General features: G+C 48.4%; 14 protein-coding genes. 10 read left to right on the forward strand and 4 right to left on the reverse strand.

The features are described 5' to 3' along the window. Positions 1 to 16 precede the first annotated feature (16 nt). Positions 17 to 517 (forward strand): hypothetical protein, encoded by a 501-nt coding sequence (locus tag BUA93_RS13090; RefSeq protein ID WP_072980117.1) that lies wholly within the window; start codon positions 17 to 19, stop codon positions 515 to 517. 5 nt (positions 518 to 522) lie between these two features. Beyond that, a complete protein-coding gene (locus BUA93_RS16615) occupies positions 523 to 1,911 on the forward strand; it encodes a glycosyltransferase (RefSeq protein WP_254793989.1) in 1,389 nt (462 codons plus the stop codon). A 17-nt stretch (positions 1,912 to 1,928) separates the two neighbouring features. On the opposite strand, the gene BUA93_RS13105 is transcribed toward BUA93_RS16615, so the two are convergent. Continuing rightward, on the reverse strand, positions 1,929 to 3,173 hold the full coding sequence (locus BUA93_RS13105; protein WP_072980119.1) for a metallophosphoesterase: 1,245 nt from the start codon (positions 3,171 to 3,173) through the stop codon (positions 1,929 to 1,931). 6 nt (positions 3,174 to 3,179) lie between these two features. Beyond that, positions 3,180 to 3,836, reverse strand: coding sequence for a DUF975 family protein (locus BUA93_RS13110; RefSeq protein ID WP_072980121.1), 657 nt, complete (start codon positions 3,834 to 3,836; stop codon positions 3,180 to 3,182). 201 nt (positions 3,837 to 4,037) lie between these two features. On the opposite strand from BUA93_RS13110, the gene BUA93_RS13115 reads away from it, so the two are divergent. The 6 genes from BUA93_RS13115 (at position 4,038) to BUA93_RS13140 (ending at position 10,215) form a co-directional block, all read left to right on the forward strand. After that, positions 4,038 to 6,878, forward strand: a complete 2,841-nt coding sequence (locus BUA93_RS13115; RefSeq protein ID WP_072980123.1) for a hypothetical protein — start codon at positions 4,038 to 4,040, stop codon at positions 6,876 to 6,878. Between the two features lie 6 nt (positions 6,879 to 6,884). Beyond that, complete coding sequence (locus tag BUA93_RS13120; RefSeq protein WP_139258085.1) at positions 6,885 to 7,562, forward strand: hypothetical protein; 678 nt, start codon at positions 6,885 to 6,887, stop codon at positions 7,560 to 7,562. Next, a complete protein-coding gene (locus tag BUA93_RS13125; protein WP_072980127.1) occupies positions 7,559 to 8,356 on the forward strand; it encodes an FISUMP domain-containing protein in 798 nt (265 codons plus the stop codon). The genes BUA93_RS13120 and BUA93_RS13125 overlap by 4 nt, the downstream gene beginning before the upstream one ends. A 26-nt stretch (positions 8,357 to 8,382) precedes the next feature. Then, positions 8,383 to 8,994, forward strand: a complete 612-nt coding sequence (locus tag BUA93_RS13130; RefSeq protein WP_072980129.1) for an HAD family hydrolase — start codon at positions 8,383 to 8,385, stop codon at positions 8,992 to 8,994. An 8-nt stretch (positions 8,995 to 9,002) separates the two neighbouring features. Then, complete coding sequence (locus BUA93_RS13135; protein WP_072980131.1) at positions 9,003 to 9,608, forward strand: fibrobacter succinogenes major paralogous domain-containing protein; 606 nt, start codon at positions 9,003 to 9,005, stop codon at positions 9,606 to 9,608. A 64-nt stretch (positions 9,609 to 9,672) separates the two neighbouring features. Next, positions 9,673 to 10,215: an Rpn family recombination-promoting nuclease/putative transposase gene (locus BUA93_RS13140; protein ID WP_254793991.1), complete on the forward strand. Its 543-nt coding sequence runs from the start codon at positions 9,673 to 9,675 to the stop codon at positions 10,213 to 10,215. 87 nt (positions 10,216 to 10,302) lie between these two features. On the opposite strand, the gene BUA93_RS13145 is transcribed toward BUA93_RS13140, so the two are convergent. Beyond that, a complete protein-coding gene (locus tag BUA93_RS13145; RefSeq protein WP_072980135.1) occupies positions 10,303 to 11,019 on the reverse strand; it encodes an NYN domain-containing protein in 717 nt (238 codons plus the stop codon). 73 nt (positions 11,020 to 11,092) lie between these two features. Between BUA93_RS13145 and BUA93_RS13150 the strand changes: the two genes are divergently transcribed. Beyond that, the gene (locus tag BUA93_RS13150) at positions 11,093 to 12,985 is read left to right on the forward strand and encodes a hypothetical protein (protein WP_072980137.1); all 1,893 of its coding nucleotides are present in this window, start codon (positions 11,093 to 11,095) and stop codon (positions 12,983 to 12,985) included. A 143-nt stretch (positions 12,986 to 13,128) separates the two neighbouring features. After that, on the forward strand, positions 13,129 to 13,275 hold the full coding sequence (locus BUA93_RS16355) for a hypothetical protein (RefSeq protein WP_175547450.1): 147 nt from the start codon (positions 13,129 to 13,131) through the stop codon (positions 13,273 to 13,275). A 188-nt stretch (positions 13,276 to 13,463) separates the two neighbouring features. On the opposite strand, the gene BUA93_RS13155 is transcribed toward BUA93_RS16355, so the two are convergent. Beyond that, positions 13,464 to 13,838 carry a hypothetical protein gene (locus BUA93_RS13155; protein WP_139258087.1) on the reverse strand — a complete coding sequence of 125 codons (375 nt, stop codon included), beginning with the start codon at positions 13,836 to 13,838 and terminating at the stop codon, positions 13,464 to 13,466. Positions 13,839 to 13,849 lie beyond the last annotated feature (11 nt).

Below are 13,849 nucleotides of genomic sequence, written 5' to 3' on the forward strand. Positions count from 1 at the left end.
CTAATTTTGTGCTGCGATGAAGCAAGAACTCTTCAAATTGATTAGAAAGCACCACTTTAATATTTCTATCTACACCGAAGACATATTCGAAAGGCGGTGCCAGGAAGAAATTATCCGCAGCGACGAGGACAAAAGCTCCTTCGTCTATCTGGAATTCGACTTCTCGGCCATCGAAAAAATCCTGGGAGACAGGGACACCTGCATCCAATTCTGGGACGTATTCCTCACCGCACTCAACAAGAACAGCCGCGGAAGCGACATCCTCGGTTTCCTTGAAAACGGCTCGGGCCTTGGCATGCTGCTGCTCGATTCCAAGATCGAAAGCTGGATCCGCATCCGCGGAAGACTCCTGCAGACCGCGAACGACATGGACTTCAAGGGACTTGCGAACCTCCTTTCTGCCGTCATCAAGCCCATCGTCTACCCTGCCTGCGTAAGCGACGCGCAGGACATCAACGCCATTACTTCCATTTCGCAGGAATTCGCTCCCGCAGCCGCCGGCGAACCTTCCGCATAAACTAAATGGTCCAGAAAGTTCTCGTCATCGGGTCCGTCTATCCGCGTTTTCACGAAGACGCCGAAGTCCCCTGGCTGCGTACCTCCCTTGCGCACCTCAAGAAAGCGGGCCTCGACATCCAGGTTCTCGCCCCCGCATACAAAGGCCTTAAGAGCCACGAAATCGACGGCATCAAGGTGAACCGTTTCCGCTATGCGCCCGCCAACTGGGAAATGCTCACCCACGAAGAAGGCGCCCCCAGCAAGATGGCAAGCAAGCCCTGGCTGCAGCTACTCGCGATCCCTTACATCATCAGCGGATTCTTCAAGTGCATCAAGATCTGTCGCAAGTGGAAGCCCGACATCATCCACGCACATTGGCCGTTCCCGCACGCCTACATCGCCCTCGGTGCCGCCAAGCTGTTCAGAATCCCGCTGGTCCTCAATTTCCACGGGGCGGAACTCCTGCTCATCCGCAAGAAAAAGTGGGTGAAGCCGCTCCTGAAATTCGCCATCGGCCAGGCGCAAGCCGTATTCGCAAATTCAAGTTTTACCGCAAGTAAAATCAAGGCCCTCCGCAATGTCGATGTGGAATGGAGCCCGTATGGCACGACTCTAGAAGGGGGAAGTCTCCCCCTCGCTTCTGCCACGGCATCCGCTACCCCCTCTAGCGGGCGGACAGCACTTAGCGATCCATCGCTTAGTGCGCATGGCCACCAGGGTGGGGACACCCCGCAACGCCCCGTACCGCACCCGATAAACGGTAAGTTCAAGATTCTTTTTGTCGGGCGCCATATCGAACGCAAGGGCATTCGCTACCTCATCGAGGCCGCCAAGTACCTGCCACGCGACCAGTTCGAAATCCGCATCGTCGGCGTCGGCGACCTCACCAAGCAGCTGAAGATGCAGGCAGATGCATTGTGTGATCACAATGGGAAATCCCCAGTCGCGTCATTCTCGACCAACGGGAGGGAATCCAGTAGATGCGGATCCGACGATGCCTTAAATAGCGAAGCCGCACCTCCTGCAGAAATCATTTTTACCGGCAAACTTTCGCCCGAAGCGCTCGCGAACGAATACAAGACCGCTAACGTCTTCACGCTCCCGGCGATTGTCGACAGCAAGGGCGACACCGAGGGCCTCGGCGTCGTCCTCATCGAGGCCATGGAACTCGGCCTCCCCATCGTCGCAAGCAACGTGGGCGGCATCCCCGATGTCGTCGTGGACGGCGTCTCGGGAATCCTCGTTCCCGAAAAAGACCCCGAGGCCCTCGCAAGCGCCTACAAGCGCCTCGCCGCCGAGCCCGAGCTTGTAAAGCACCTGCTCGCCGGCTCCCGTAAGCGCATCGCCGAATGCTTCACCTGGGACGGCATCATCGAGCGCCAAATCGCAGTCTACAACAAGCTCTCGAAATAATCAAGCAAGATATTTCCTTATTCCGGCATTACGTTCTCGTGCGGCTTGAACTTGATAATCCAAAATTCTGAATCGGAGCCGAAACGTACCGGCGGACCCCAGCAGTCAAAGCCGGAACTCACGAGCCAAAAGACGCCGCCAAGCGCCCCCTTGCCGTAAGCGACCTTCCATACATAATTGATAATGAAAGTCACCGGGAAAAACTGCCCATCGTGCGTATGTCCCGAAAGCGCCATGTCCGGGAACCTGCCTACATGCCCCTTCTCGATTCCCTTGGGCTGATGGTCCAGCAAAATCCAGGGGCGGCGCACAACCGTCGTATCGTAGGCAATCCTAGCTGCAGCCGTATCCGCAAGCGAATCAACTACCGGGGCTCCAGCAACGCTTTCATTTGCGGCCACAGCGCCCATCGAATCCTGCGGAATTTCAGTCAACTGGAGCGAATCCGGAATCAGCTCCGCAAGCGGGCGACGAAGTACATCGCGGCCGCGCGCGACCATGTAGTCGGTGCGCCCCGTAAAGCACGCCTTCCCGATACACGCCGTGGAATCGTCCAGCACCACGAAACCCACCTTGCGCATCCAATCATTCGGATTGGAACCCGCGCGTTCCTGCATCGATTCGTGATTCCCGTTGACGGCCACCGCCGCGACCTTCGCCTTCGATGTCAGCATCTTGAACAAACTATCGTAACCCCAGGCATCCAGCTGCTCCATGGACACATCGGCCAAGTCACCGCCGAACAACAAGTAGTCCGGCTTGATTGAATCCGCCTGCGCAATAAAACGCTGCAACTTTTCCGCCTTGAAAAGCGGATCCACATGAATGTCGCTAAAGAAAATCGCGGTGAACCCTTCCGTATATTGAGATGGCAAATCCACCGTCAGGTCCATCATCTTGTAGTCGTCATTGTGCGGCACGCCGTAAGCGAACATCGCAAGCGCAATCCCCACCGTAACGCCCAAAAGCCCGCGGCTCACGCGGCGGACAAAATGCCTGCTCAAGTGGTGCGGCTGCGTGAAGTAGTAACCGATGCGGTAAAGCGTCCAGGGAATGTAGAACAAAAGCGCATTGGGAAGCCACACCGCAAAAAACGCGACGGCAACACTCCCCGCCCATGTATCGCGGAACGTCATCGACAGGAACAGCAGCACCAGCACCGACAGGGCAATAATCCGCCCCGCCTTTCCCTTGGCAAGGGTGCTCAGGTTGACATAGACCAGGGCGAGCGCCGCAAGCAGTACGAATAAAAAAGCGATCATAACGCTCTACTTCAACTCCAGGTAGAACTTGCTCTTGGCGGTCATATAGTACGGATACAGCCACAACGCCGCAATGCCGAAGGTAAAGCAGCACAGCAGCCCCCAAGCCCAGAAACGGGCCTGCAAGCAGAAAAATTCCCAACGGTGACCGTACATCATTTCCTTGCTCGCGGTAATGGCCTGCAGCGGAGTATATTCAGGATGTTCGACAAGGACCAATTCCGTCATCGTGTAGGAATACGATTTCATGATGCCCGGGACGACCAAAAGCAGGAACCACAACATAAGCATAAAGTATTGAATCATTTCCGTAATCACAATCTTCAGGAAATATTCCACGCTGCGGTATCCCAGGAACAGCCGTGCATAAGAAGGCTCAGCCTTCAGCGCCAAATCCAAATAGCAAGCGACAAGTCCTATCCACAAAACCCATGTAAACGGCGTACAGATGATTTCCCAGGCATGATAGATCGCGGAGCCTTCTTCCATAAAGAATTGCGGAGTCGAGATTCCCATAACGACTGCCAGGAACAATATCAAAGTCAAGGCGCCGTAAAGCCAGCGACCGCTCATCGCATTCCAGGCGAATTCTTTAATTTCCCTATTGCTCATGGAGCGAGCGCAGTTCAATTCCGCTCCCCACTGATTTCCTTCGTTTTCCATATATTCCTTTCTTATAGAGGTCGTTATGACAATAAACTTAATAAATTAAATTTTTTCCACAGCCAGCCTTCCCTAAACAGAGCTTCAAATTATCCTTCAAAATAGGCACTTTATCGTCTATTTCTAATTTTATGTTGTTTGAACAGGGGAAATAAATTATCTTGTTGTGCAGAGATGAGCGGAGTATCAAAAAGGGATAGAATGGTGTATTTTAGTCATAAGGTATCCGCGATACCGATTATTTTAGCCGCACTATTCGCTGCAGGCTGTTATGACCATACCTACGACTATTCCGACTTCGACAATCACGATTCCAGAAGAGCCATCGCTTACCACGATTCATCCGATATTTTCACCGCCCTGTCAGGAAATTTTTCGCTGGAGAAGCCCCTGGTTCCCAAGACTCTGACGATTACAGCGCTTGACCAGAAGCTCGACGAATTCGACATCTACGAAGCCAGCATCCACAAGGACGATTCCGGCAGATACACTTTCACATCGGATTCCAGTTTCTATCCAACCTCATTCGCCAAGCTTACATTCACCTGCACACGCAGCGCCTCGCCCGACGCAAAGGAACTGACGTTCGAGGAATATGTCGACTTTGGGCGCTACCCCTCGCCAAGTATCAATCTGCTCGGCGCCCTCGAAAGCAAGCGCGTCAAGTACCTGGTGCAAGAAGACGGTTTTTACCTGAACAATGCCAAGAAAAAGGCCTCGCGCGAAATTTTCAGGATGTTCGGTATGGTGTGGCAAGAGGGAATAGATTTTGAATCCGACAGTGTCAAGTTCGAGGCCCTGAAAATCATGCCCTACATTCTGGCATCAACAGGCGATTCCGACTCGGCGTTTGCGGCCACCTTTGAAACGATGGCAAGTTCGATTGAAAAAAACGAGGTTAACGAAAGCCTCTTCGACGCTCTCCATATTGTAGATGCGTTACTGGCACGCGACTGGAATTTTTCAAAGATCGACAGCACAAGCCTTTCGTACTTTTCAACGCTGTGGCAAGACACCTATGGACTTCCGGCATGCGACAGCATCGGTCTGCAGGCTCAAATCAATCAGGAAGGCAGCGCACAAGACAAGAACTACCTTGTATGCGACATGCGCAGCGATTCCACCTGGTTCTGGAAAAAATTCAATGCACTCGACACTGAATTTGGCACCTGCCACAACGGGAACAAGGATCGTCACGTGAAGAACGACACCGTGTACACTTGCTCCGAAAGCATTCTGGCCTGGGTCCCGGCAAACGACAAGGACGCCATCGAGTACCTGTTCGGCGAATGCGGTTACGGCAACAAGGGCAAGTATCGCGCCTATCACGATCACATATTCACGTGCGACGGTTACGGATTCTCGATGAGATGGACCGACACCATTTCAGGCTTCAACAGGGAACAGGCAAAGTTCGAAGCAAACTTCTATAACATATACGGCGACTGTACCGCAGATAAAGAGAACGAAAAGGCCGCTTACGACAGCAGTTATTTCAAGTGCCACAACGGCAGATGGGAAAGCATTACCGTCCTGGGCTACGTGACCGACGACTCCTGCACGGCAGGCGACACGCTCAAGCTGCCGCCGTCAAGCTACTTCCGCTGCAATGCCAACAATAACTGGAACGGTATCAGCTACTTTGACTACTACGGTATCGCCTGCGGCAAGGAAAATGAAAACGAAGTCGCCTATGCCGACAGCGTCTATTACTGGTGCGTTTTCCGCAACGGCTGGCAATGGAGATGGGAAAGGCTTCCTGCCGACAAGCAGATTCCGCCCATATTGAACCAGGATACCTGCCGCAACGGACATGTCGTCAAATACGACAGCTACTACATCTGCAAGAACGGCGAATGGGAAACTCTCCCCGACAGCGAGGCAATTCCGCCGGTCATCCACGAGGACGGATGCGGCGAACTGGAAGATTCAACCTACATCACGTACGACGGCGAGTACTACTTCTGCGAAAATTCAAAATGGAGTCACGTTCAAAAAAGCCAGGTCATCGCGCCTGTACTCGCGGGCGACTCCTGTACCACCGACAACAAGGCCGAAATCCGGAAGTACGACGATAAATACTTTATATGCATCTCCGGATACAATCAATGGGGACAGCTTGTCAAAAGCCACTGGTCGACCGCGCAACCCGAACAGATAGCAGTTTACGAACGCAACGCCAACCGAAGCGGTTACTGCAAGGCGGGGCAAACCGGAACCACGCTTGAATGGGACGAATCGGCGCAAAGCCTGTTCGGCTGCGTAAAAAACGTCGACGGAACATCCTACGAATGGGCCCGAATCGTCATCGGCGACATGGATCCGTCCGAACAAAAAAATTTCGCCAACGGGAAGTTCACAAAAGAAGGCGTGTACGAACGCGACGTCAGCGGAAACCATTACGAATTCGAGCACTTTTTCTGGAACGACAAGAAATGGAAGGACTATGTACGGTTGCGTCTGGAAAGAGCGACCATTGACGGCACCGGCTACGACGCCAGGATGGTCAACGGCAAGATGTACATACGCGCCCCGTACGGAAGCAAGTCCATTTACCTGAACGACTACGAAAACAGGAGCGAATCTTTCGACGCTTTCTATCAGAAGTGGAGCCGCTGGGCAGGCGTAAAGGACATCTGCGGAGATTCCGCCGAATGCAAGGGTTCCATCAAGTTCACCCACAACGACGAAAATACCTTTACCACGTGGGAAAGCGCCAAAATCTACTGCCCCGCAGGTTTCCACATCCCCGATACGACCGAATGGAAAAGTTCCGGAATCAACGAATGGAAACGCACCATCGATAGCGACGAGATGAACCGCATCACGAATATCGTCGAGGGCATAGACGAAGTGGACAAAAACGGCTCCTTTGAAAGAGTCCTCGTATTGCTCTGGTCCAGCACCGAAAAAGACGCGGATACGCAGTATTGCTTCACTTACGAAATCTCAAGCTTCATTTTTAACACCAACAAAAAAGCAATTATCGAATGCCCCAAGGACCTTATGCCCATGGGCCAGGCGATGTGCGTCAGGGACTAGGAGAAAATGGTGAAATCTTTGCGGTGCATTTTTACGATGGTATGCGCAATACTTTGCATAGCGCTAGTCGGCTGCGCCACCGACACCTACGAGGTGACCGACAAGGGCTACGCATGGCACTACATGGGCCTGATAGACGACACGACCATGGTCGTCGAGGTCAGCCACTGGGAAAGAGGAACCATCCACTGCAACCATTTTATGGCTTACGAGGATGGAGAATCGTTCAGCAACACGCTCTCGACCAGTTACTATTCGGTCAGCCTGACGGACCAGAAAGTCGGCAAGAAAAAAACATCGTCCAATGGTATTTTACCGGAAGAACCCTTTTTCAAAGAGCTCCCCTCCTGGACCGAAAGCTGCCTCGCCATGGATTCTATCGACGGAAAATTTTACTGCGTAAATGCGGTGCGGCTCGACGAGTTCTCGAGCGCCTGCGCCCTTGCCATCGTGAATAGTGAAAAACAGGACCTGGATACCCTGGAATTTGAACGCTGCGGTTTTGACCTGCACAAGGACATCTCCTTTGCAGCACATTACCTCAAGATTTCGGAAAATTTCTACGCGATACGTGACGGCCTGGTAAAATCGCAGCTGCCGACCTACAAAATCAAGGACTACGGCGACGCCGTCATTGTCATCAACTCATACGGAGATACCCTTTATTATGAGGGCAAGCCATGACTAGGATCCTGCTCCTTTTCGCAACCATTCTAGTCGCCTGGGGATGCAGCCAAGACGACATTTCGATAAAGCCCGTAGAAACCAAAATCAAAACCGTTTTCGATCCGGCCGAAATAGAATACGGTTCCATCGTAGACTCGCGCGATGGACAACTGTACAAGACCGTAAATATCAATGGACGCTGGTGGATGGCGCAAAACCTCAACTACGCCGCCGATTCCACCTACTGCTACGACGACGAACCGGATTCCTGCACCGTTTACGGCAGGCTTTATCCTTGGACCGTCGCGATGGACCTTGATTCAGCCTACAACAAACTAAACGCCACCTACGACGATAAAATCAAGGGCTCACATCAGGGAATATGCCCCGAAGGCTGGCACCTCCCCAGCGAAAAAGAATGGAAAGAGATGATCGACTACGCCGACTCTCACAACGGTAACGAGGGCGCAAGCGCAAGCATGAGGGCAAAATACGGCTGGATTGCGGACGAAACATACGAAATAAATTATATCGACAGGTTCGGTTTTGCAGGGCTCCCCGCCGGGGCGAGGGCCAATAAAGAAATGAGAAAATCCGACTGCAACCACTCCTACGGATATGAAACAAACATCTATTGCGGCGTCGGCGAAGAAGCCTTCTTCTGGACCTCTACGGAACGAATAGACTATCGGAATGACTCCGAACGCGCCCTCTATTTCTTTTTGCACGGATTACAGAACGGAGACTTCCAAACAAGTGACTGGGGTGAGTTTACAAAACGCGCGGCCCTATCCGTCAGGTGCGTGAAGTAACTGATACGTTTTTCTATTTTTCGCACATGCTCAAAAATTACATCTTTGACTTGGGCGGGGTCATTCTCGATATCCGTATGCAGAATGCATACGAGCAATTCATGGCCCTAGGGCTTCCTGCCACAGAACTCGAAAAGGGAGGTTCCGTTTACAAGTGGATGGAAGATTACCAGCTCGGCCTGTTGAACACGCAGGAATTCTGTCAGCAGATTGCAGACAAATGCTCTTCAACAACGAAGCCTCTCGATATTGAACAGGCGTGGAATTCCATCTGCCTCAATATCGCCGAACGCAAGCTGAACGCGCTCCGCCGCCTACGCCAAAGGGAAGGCGTCACCGTTTCGCTCCTGAGCAACACAAACGAACTGCACTGGGAATACTGTTGCGAGAAATGGTTCAACGCAAACGGCAACAATCAGGCTGATTTCTTCGGCCATATTTTCTTGAGTCAGGAGCTCCATTTGCAAAAGCCCGACCCAGAAATTTTCAGGACGGCGATTCGCACACTGAACGCGAACCCGAGTGAAACGATTTTCATTGACGACAATGACGAAAACATCGCAGCCGCCTCATCTTGCGGATTGCAGACACTCCACGCCACTCCCGACATCGATTGGGTAGAATCACTTAACCTCTGAAAATTCTGATGCGCCAGTCCCTTCTATACATTTCGATTCTTCTGACCGCCCTGCTTTTCGCCTGCTCCGAGTCATTCACCGACCCGCGCGACGGCCAAAGCTACGACATTGTGCAAATCGGTTCGCAGACCTGGATGGCCGAGAACCTGAATTACGAAATCGAAGGAAGCGCCTGCCCCGAGGGCGACAAGCGAAACTGTTCCAAGTACGGACGACTTTACACCTGGGCAGCAGCGCAAAAAGTTTGCCCCGAAGGCTGGAGCCTACCTGACCGTGAGGACTTTGAACAACTTATCGTAAACGTTGGCGGTACGGATCTTGCAAGCGGCATGGCAGTCGCAGGTGAAAAACTTAAGTCCACCAGCGGCTGGTTCAAGAAAGGCAACGGCTCCGACGAATTCGGCTTTAACGCCCTCCCTGCAGGGTACCGCCTGGGCGGCAGCGAAAATGCCACCGGAAAATTCGACGGCATCGGCGGCTATGCCCACCTCTGGACCGCATCGGAAACTCCCGACGGCCTCGCCCACTACCTTCTCCTCGATTTCAGCACCAAGGCCGCCAAGCTAAGCGCCTTCGGCAAAGACGAAGCACGATCCGTTAGGTGTGTGAAGTAACATCAACTTTGTTGTTATAGATGACCGCATCTCCATCGATGTTCAGCATGAAAACAACGATTCTCTGTTCAACGATCGCCTTGTTCTGTATGTAGCTCGCCTTACTAGCAGCATGGAGAAGGTAGGACAATTTAGTCGTCTGGAAAACCTGCATGTGGTCAGTTTCCAGTTTTTCGACGCGTTCAGGGAATCCCCGAATTATCGTCATAAGGTGCAGCTCCGCAATCAGGAGCAGCGTGTATATTTTGAACGGCAGACGGTGACGCTCATCGAAGTGAACAAGTTTCTCAAGCAGAAGGAAAAGTTCGAAGGCGACAACAGCCGCATCGCACAGTGGCTCCGTGCCATCGATACGCTCAACCGTGAAGCCGATTTCAGCGAGTTTGCTACCGACCCCGTGTTCAAGGTCTTGCAAAACGAGGTGAAATTGTGTAATTTTAGTGCTAGATATATGCGTTGCGAATTGATGAAAGATTTTGACGAAGCTTGGCTGAAGCACCGAACAGCCTGCGAAATCGCAAAGATGCTGCTTGAACAGGGAAAGCTTTCTGTAGCCGAGATCTCTGCTGTTACGAAACTTTCAGAAAAAGAAATTAGCGAACTATAATGTTGAAGGTACATTCCACAAAGAAATAACCTAAAATAGGCAATCTATTTTAGGTGTTTTTTTTGAAGGATTAGCGATGGAGAGGAATTATTTTTTCTTAATACGGAAAACGGGTTGACCTTTAGAATTTTTCCCTTCTTCAAAATACTCTGTAGCGCGAATTAGAGAAGGCCATTTTGCATAACCAAAATTCTTGGGACTTAACGAAATCAAGTGGTTAATCTGTTGAGATATTTTTGATGCTAGCGCCCAACCATCATCTTCCGCTTCTTCATTTATCGCTTTACGAATGGCGTTCATAATTTTAGTATGACCGCGCAATTTATTGCGATCCCATTTCTCGATATTGCTAGTCGCTTCATCCGTTTCCGTAGGCTTCTTGAACTTGTCAATATAAATGAAGGAATTACATGAATCAATGAACGGTTGCGGAGTCTTTTCTTCGCCAAACCCAATTACTTGTTTTGATTTGGCCCTGAGCTTCATGGCAAGCGGCGTAAAATCCGAGTCGCTGCTCACAATGGCGAAAATGTCGATGCTTTCTGTGAACAGGAGTTCCATCACGTCAATAGTCATAGCGAGGTCGGTTGCATTCTTCCCTTTCGTATAGGGAAACTGCTGTATCGGCTGAATCGCGAACGGATGCAAGACCTCTTCCCAGGGATTGTTCCCCTTCCAGTTGCCGTACGCCCTGCGGATACTCGTCTCCCCGAACTTGGAGAGTTCTTCCATAATGCCGTAAATGGCATCTGCCTTAGCATTGTCGCAGTCGATAATTAGGGCAATTTTCTTTTCAGTGTCCATGTTAGGGAATATATAAAAAGTTTTGCGTTAACGAATGAAAAAATAAAGTATTTTGTGTAATAGAGGAAAAAATATGGACAGTAAAAAGAAATTCTACATAGCATTAAAGGCTATGCTAAAAAACAATGATGCTTTAGAAGACGAAAAAATACCCATAGAAGACCATCCTCATACAACATTCATAAGGTACCTTATCAATAGAACTAGATGCCTGTATGATTCAAAAAAATTGAAGCCAATCCATTTCTTAAGGATTCCGTTTGAAATAGCCAACGGACATGGGGAAGGTATTGACGAGAAAACTCAAAAGAAGTATAAAGAGTATTTAGATGAACTATTGAAACACTATAAAACTAACAAAAAATGGAACATCGCTGCACATATTGAATCCTTGCGTCAGCTAAAGGAAACGTCTAGAGTTTTCAATTTCAAAAAAGAGCGTACCCAAAAAGAGTGGGGAGGATGGTATCCTAACGAATGGCGAAAAAAACATCCTGATAGTTGGGAGTCAAATATAGACGATTATCAAAACATAGCGAAGGAATTTCGATTTGCCCACTCGCTCGCTCTATTTGCCAATTCGTGCAAAGATCAACAAAAATCTGCAAAGGATAAATACCCGTTATATTATTTGGGTATAATACAGGCAAAGGATATCTATTGTAATGAACCACGTAAGAATACGGAACTAGACACTTTACGGAAAACACTCGAAACTCCGTATTCCGAAAAAATACCATTTGAATTCTTTGAAAAAAATCTAGAGTTATTTTCGCCCTATTACCTTACACCCCCAGAAATGGATACTTTTTTTAAATGGGCAATCTGTCATTGTGTTCATAACAACAAAAATCCGCATCTTCCCTTCTTGAAGGAACTATGGACCTTAGGAAAATTGTTTAAAGTACACTGTTTTCACTTTGATTTCCTAGATACCGCAGGAAGCAAAATAAATGACCATTTGTACGTAAAAATAAAACAATTGAAAGAATACCTTATCAATGGAGCACTCATTTTTCCTCCAAACGATTATAGTATAGAGAATGACTTTTCCAAAATGATACGCTTTCTGGGAAGAGAATTTCCCATTGATTCCATTATTGCACTCACACAAAACCTGTTCAGCTTTGACAAAGAGTATCGTGATGCACAAAAAGTGGTAAATACCGGCCTGTTAGAAAAAAACAAAGCGTTAATTGACGAAAAAAAGACATCTCTATCCATATTAGATTGGTTGGATTATCCATTAACAAAAAATACAGATGAGCAGCATCGTTCAATTAATTTCATTTTAAAGGCTATTTGCATCTATAATACCAATCCTAAATTATATAATACGAAAATGCTTGAAATGGGGCCAGCATTGCTAAAGCAAATACATTCCATAAAACAAGCTATTGCAAAAGATGAGCCTGTCGCATTCTCCACCATCAATAACGAAAGTATTGATGAATCAATTATCCCTGAGCTATGTGTAATCTTGGGAGTGATTGAACGTTTGCTATATCCTTGTAAAATAGTTTCAAGTTACGATAACACCAAAAAGGAACGAATACTCTTTATTCTTAAATACATCGCTAATCCAAATAATCGGCAGGTGATTGCATCTAGATTTTCCTCCATCTTGGGAGACATTATAAAGCATCCCAAAATCACACGACTTGTAACATCACAAGATATCATAAATAATACAAGATGTTTAGAATCTGTCGCAGAATTTAGCAATAAATTTTGCCCCATCGTTTTCAGCGAAACGATGCGTCTTATATCGGAAAATAACTACAATTTAGAACTTATGAGTTCTAAAGAACTAGACGCCCTCCAAAGCGTAACATACGAAGAATATAAGAAGCAAGTGGAACAATGTGAAAAAGACTTAAATGTCTCTAAAGAAATTTATAGCATACATGGATATCTCCTTCAGCAAGCAGGAATAATCCCTCCCTGCGCAAACGATAATTCCTAAAAAATTACCTCGACTTTTTTTTCGCCCAAAAAAGTTCTTCCACTATCAAAGCCATGGGTCTACCCAATGGCTCATGGGAAGACTACATTTAAAGCGTATCTCAAATGGGATACGCTTTTTCACTTTCAATATAGGAGGCCTTTATGGCAAATAAAACTCAATCCCAGGTAAATCTGAACCATCATGCAAATCAGATGAACCCGAACAACTATCAGTATCAAGCCCGCATGGACAACCATGCTAACCAGCTGAATCCCAACAATAAACTTTATCAGGGAGGGAAAAAATAATTCATTGATTCTGCTGGGTGAAAGAAAGGTGCCTCTTTCTTTTGCCTAGCGAATTATTATCAGTTATATATTGCCCATTCAAATGTAGCATTTTCTCCCCAAAAACAACCCCTTCCTATTGACAAAATTAACAATAGGAAATTGAGTCCATTTTAGCAGAATGGGCGGTGTATTACCTTATCCCTAAATCACTTTTTGCAGTTAATATCGTTATTGAAATTGTCGCGCATTTCTCGAATTAGGCGTCGTTCCTTGACCGATAGCAATTCCTTAAAAGGATTCTCAGGCAAATTATGGAGAACTATTTTTTCATTTTCCTTTTCAAGAAACTCATAGAAATCCAGGAGCATTTCGTAAGCCCTACCTTTATTATGGGGCAGACCATCCTTACGACTTTTGGCGGCTTCGGCGAAATACTGCTTGAAAGTATTTTCAACGGATTCTTTTGCTCCCAACGGTTGTCTTCGCTTCTTCCGATAGTCACAATAATCCTGAATTTTCTGATTCCGTTTCCGCGAACCAATAAGTTCATTAATTTTATCGGCGAGTTCAGACAACGTCATAAAGGCTCCGC

This window comes from Fibrobacter sp. UWH4 (assembly GCF_900142475.1).
In the GTDB taxonomy this organism is placed as follows: Bacteria; Fibrobacterota; Fibrobacteria; order Fibrobacterales; family Fibrobacteraceae; genus Fibrobacter.

What these genes read in the sequence shown, in the direction of transcription:
- BUA93_RS13090 (WP_072980117.1), top strand. Translation starts at nt 17, where the DNA reads ATGAAGCAAGAACTCTTCAAATTGATTAGAAAGCACCACTTTAATATT.
- BUA93_RS16615 (WP_254793989.1), top strand. Translation starts at nt 523, where the DNA reads ATGGTCCAGAAAGTTCTCGTCATCGGGTCCGTCTATCCGCGTTTTCAC.
- BUA93_RS13105 (WP_072980119.1), bottom strand. Translation starts at nt 3,173, where the DNA reads ATGATCGCTTTTTTATTCGTACTGCTTGCGGCGCTCGCCCTGGTCTAT.
- BUA93_RS13110 (WP_072980121.1), bottom strand. Translation starts at nt 3,836, where the DNA reads ATGGAAAACGAAGGAAATCAGTGGGGAGCGGAATTGAACTGCGCTCGC.
- BUA93_RS13115 (WP_072980123.1), top strand. Translation starts at nt 4,038, where the DNA reads ATGGTGTATTTTAGTCATAAGGTATCCGCGATACCGATTATTTTAGCC.
- BUA93_RS13120 (WP_139258085.1), top strand. Translation starts at nt 6,885, where the DNA reads ATGGTGAAATCTTTGCGGTGCATTTTTACGATGGTATGCGCAATACTT.
- BUA93_RS13125 (WP_072980127.1), top strand. Translation starts at nt 7,559, where the DNA reads ATGACTAGGATCCTGCTCCTTTTCGCAACCATTCTAGTCGCCTGGGGA.
- BUA93_RS13130 (WP_072980129.1), top strand. Translation starts at nt 8,383, where the DNA reads ATGCTCAAAAATTACATCTTTGACTTGGGCGGGGTCATTCTCGATATC.
- BUA93_RS13135 (WP_072980131.1), top strand. Translation starts at nt 9,003, where the DNA reads ATGCGCCAGTCCCTTCTATACATTTCGATTCTTCTGACCGCCCTGCTT.
- BUA93_RS13145 (WP_072980135.1), bottom strand. Translation starts at nt 11,019, where the DNA reads ATGGACACTGAAAAGAAAATTGCCCTAATTATCGACTGCGACAATGCT.
- BUA93_RS13150 (WP_072980137.1), top strand. Translation starts at nt 11,093, where the DNA reads ATGGACAGTAAAAAGAAATTCTACATAGCATTAAAGGCTATGCTAAAA.
- BUA93_RS16355 (WP_175547450.1), top strand. Translation starts at nt 13,129, where the DNA reads ATGGCAAATAAAACTCAATCCCAGGTAAATCTGAACCATCATGCAAAT.
- BUA93_RS13155 (WP_139258087.1), bottom strand. Translation starts at nt 13,838, where the DNA reads ATGACGTTGTCTGAACTCGCCGATAAAATTAATGAACTTATTGGTTCG.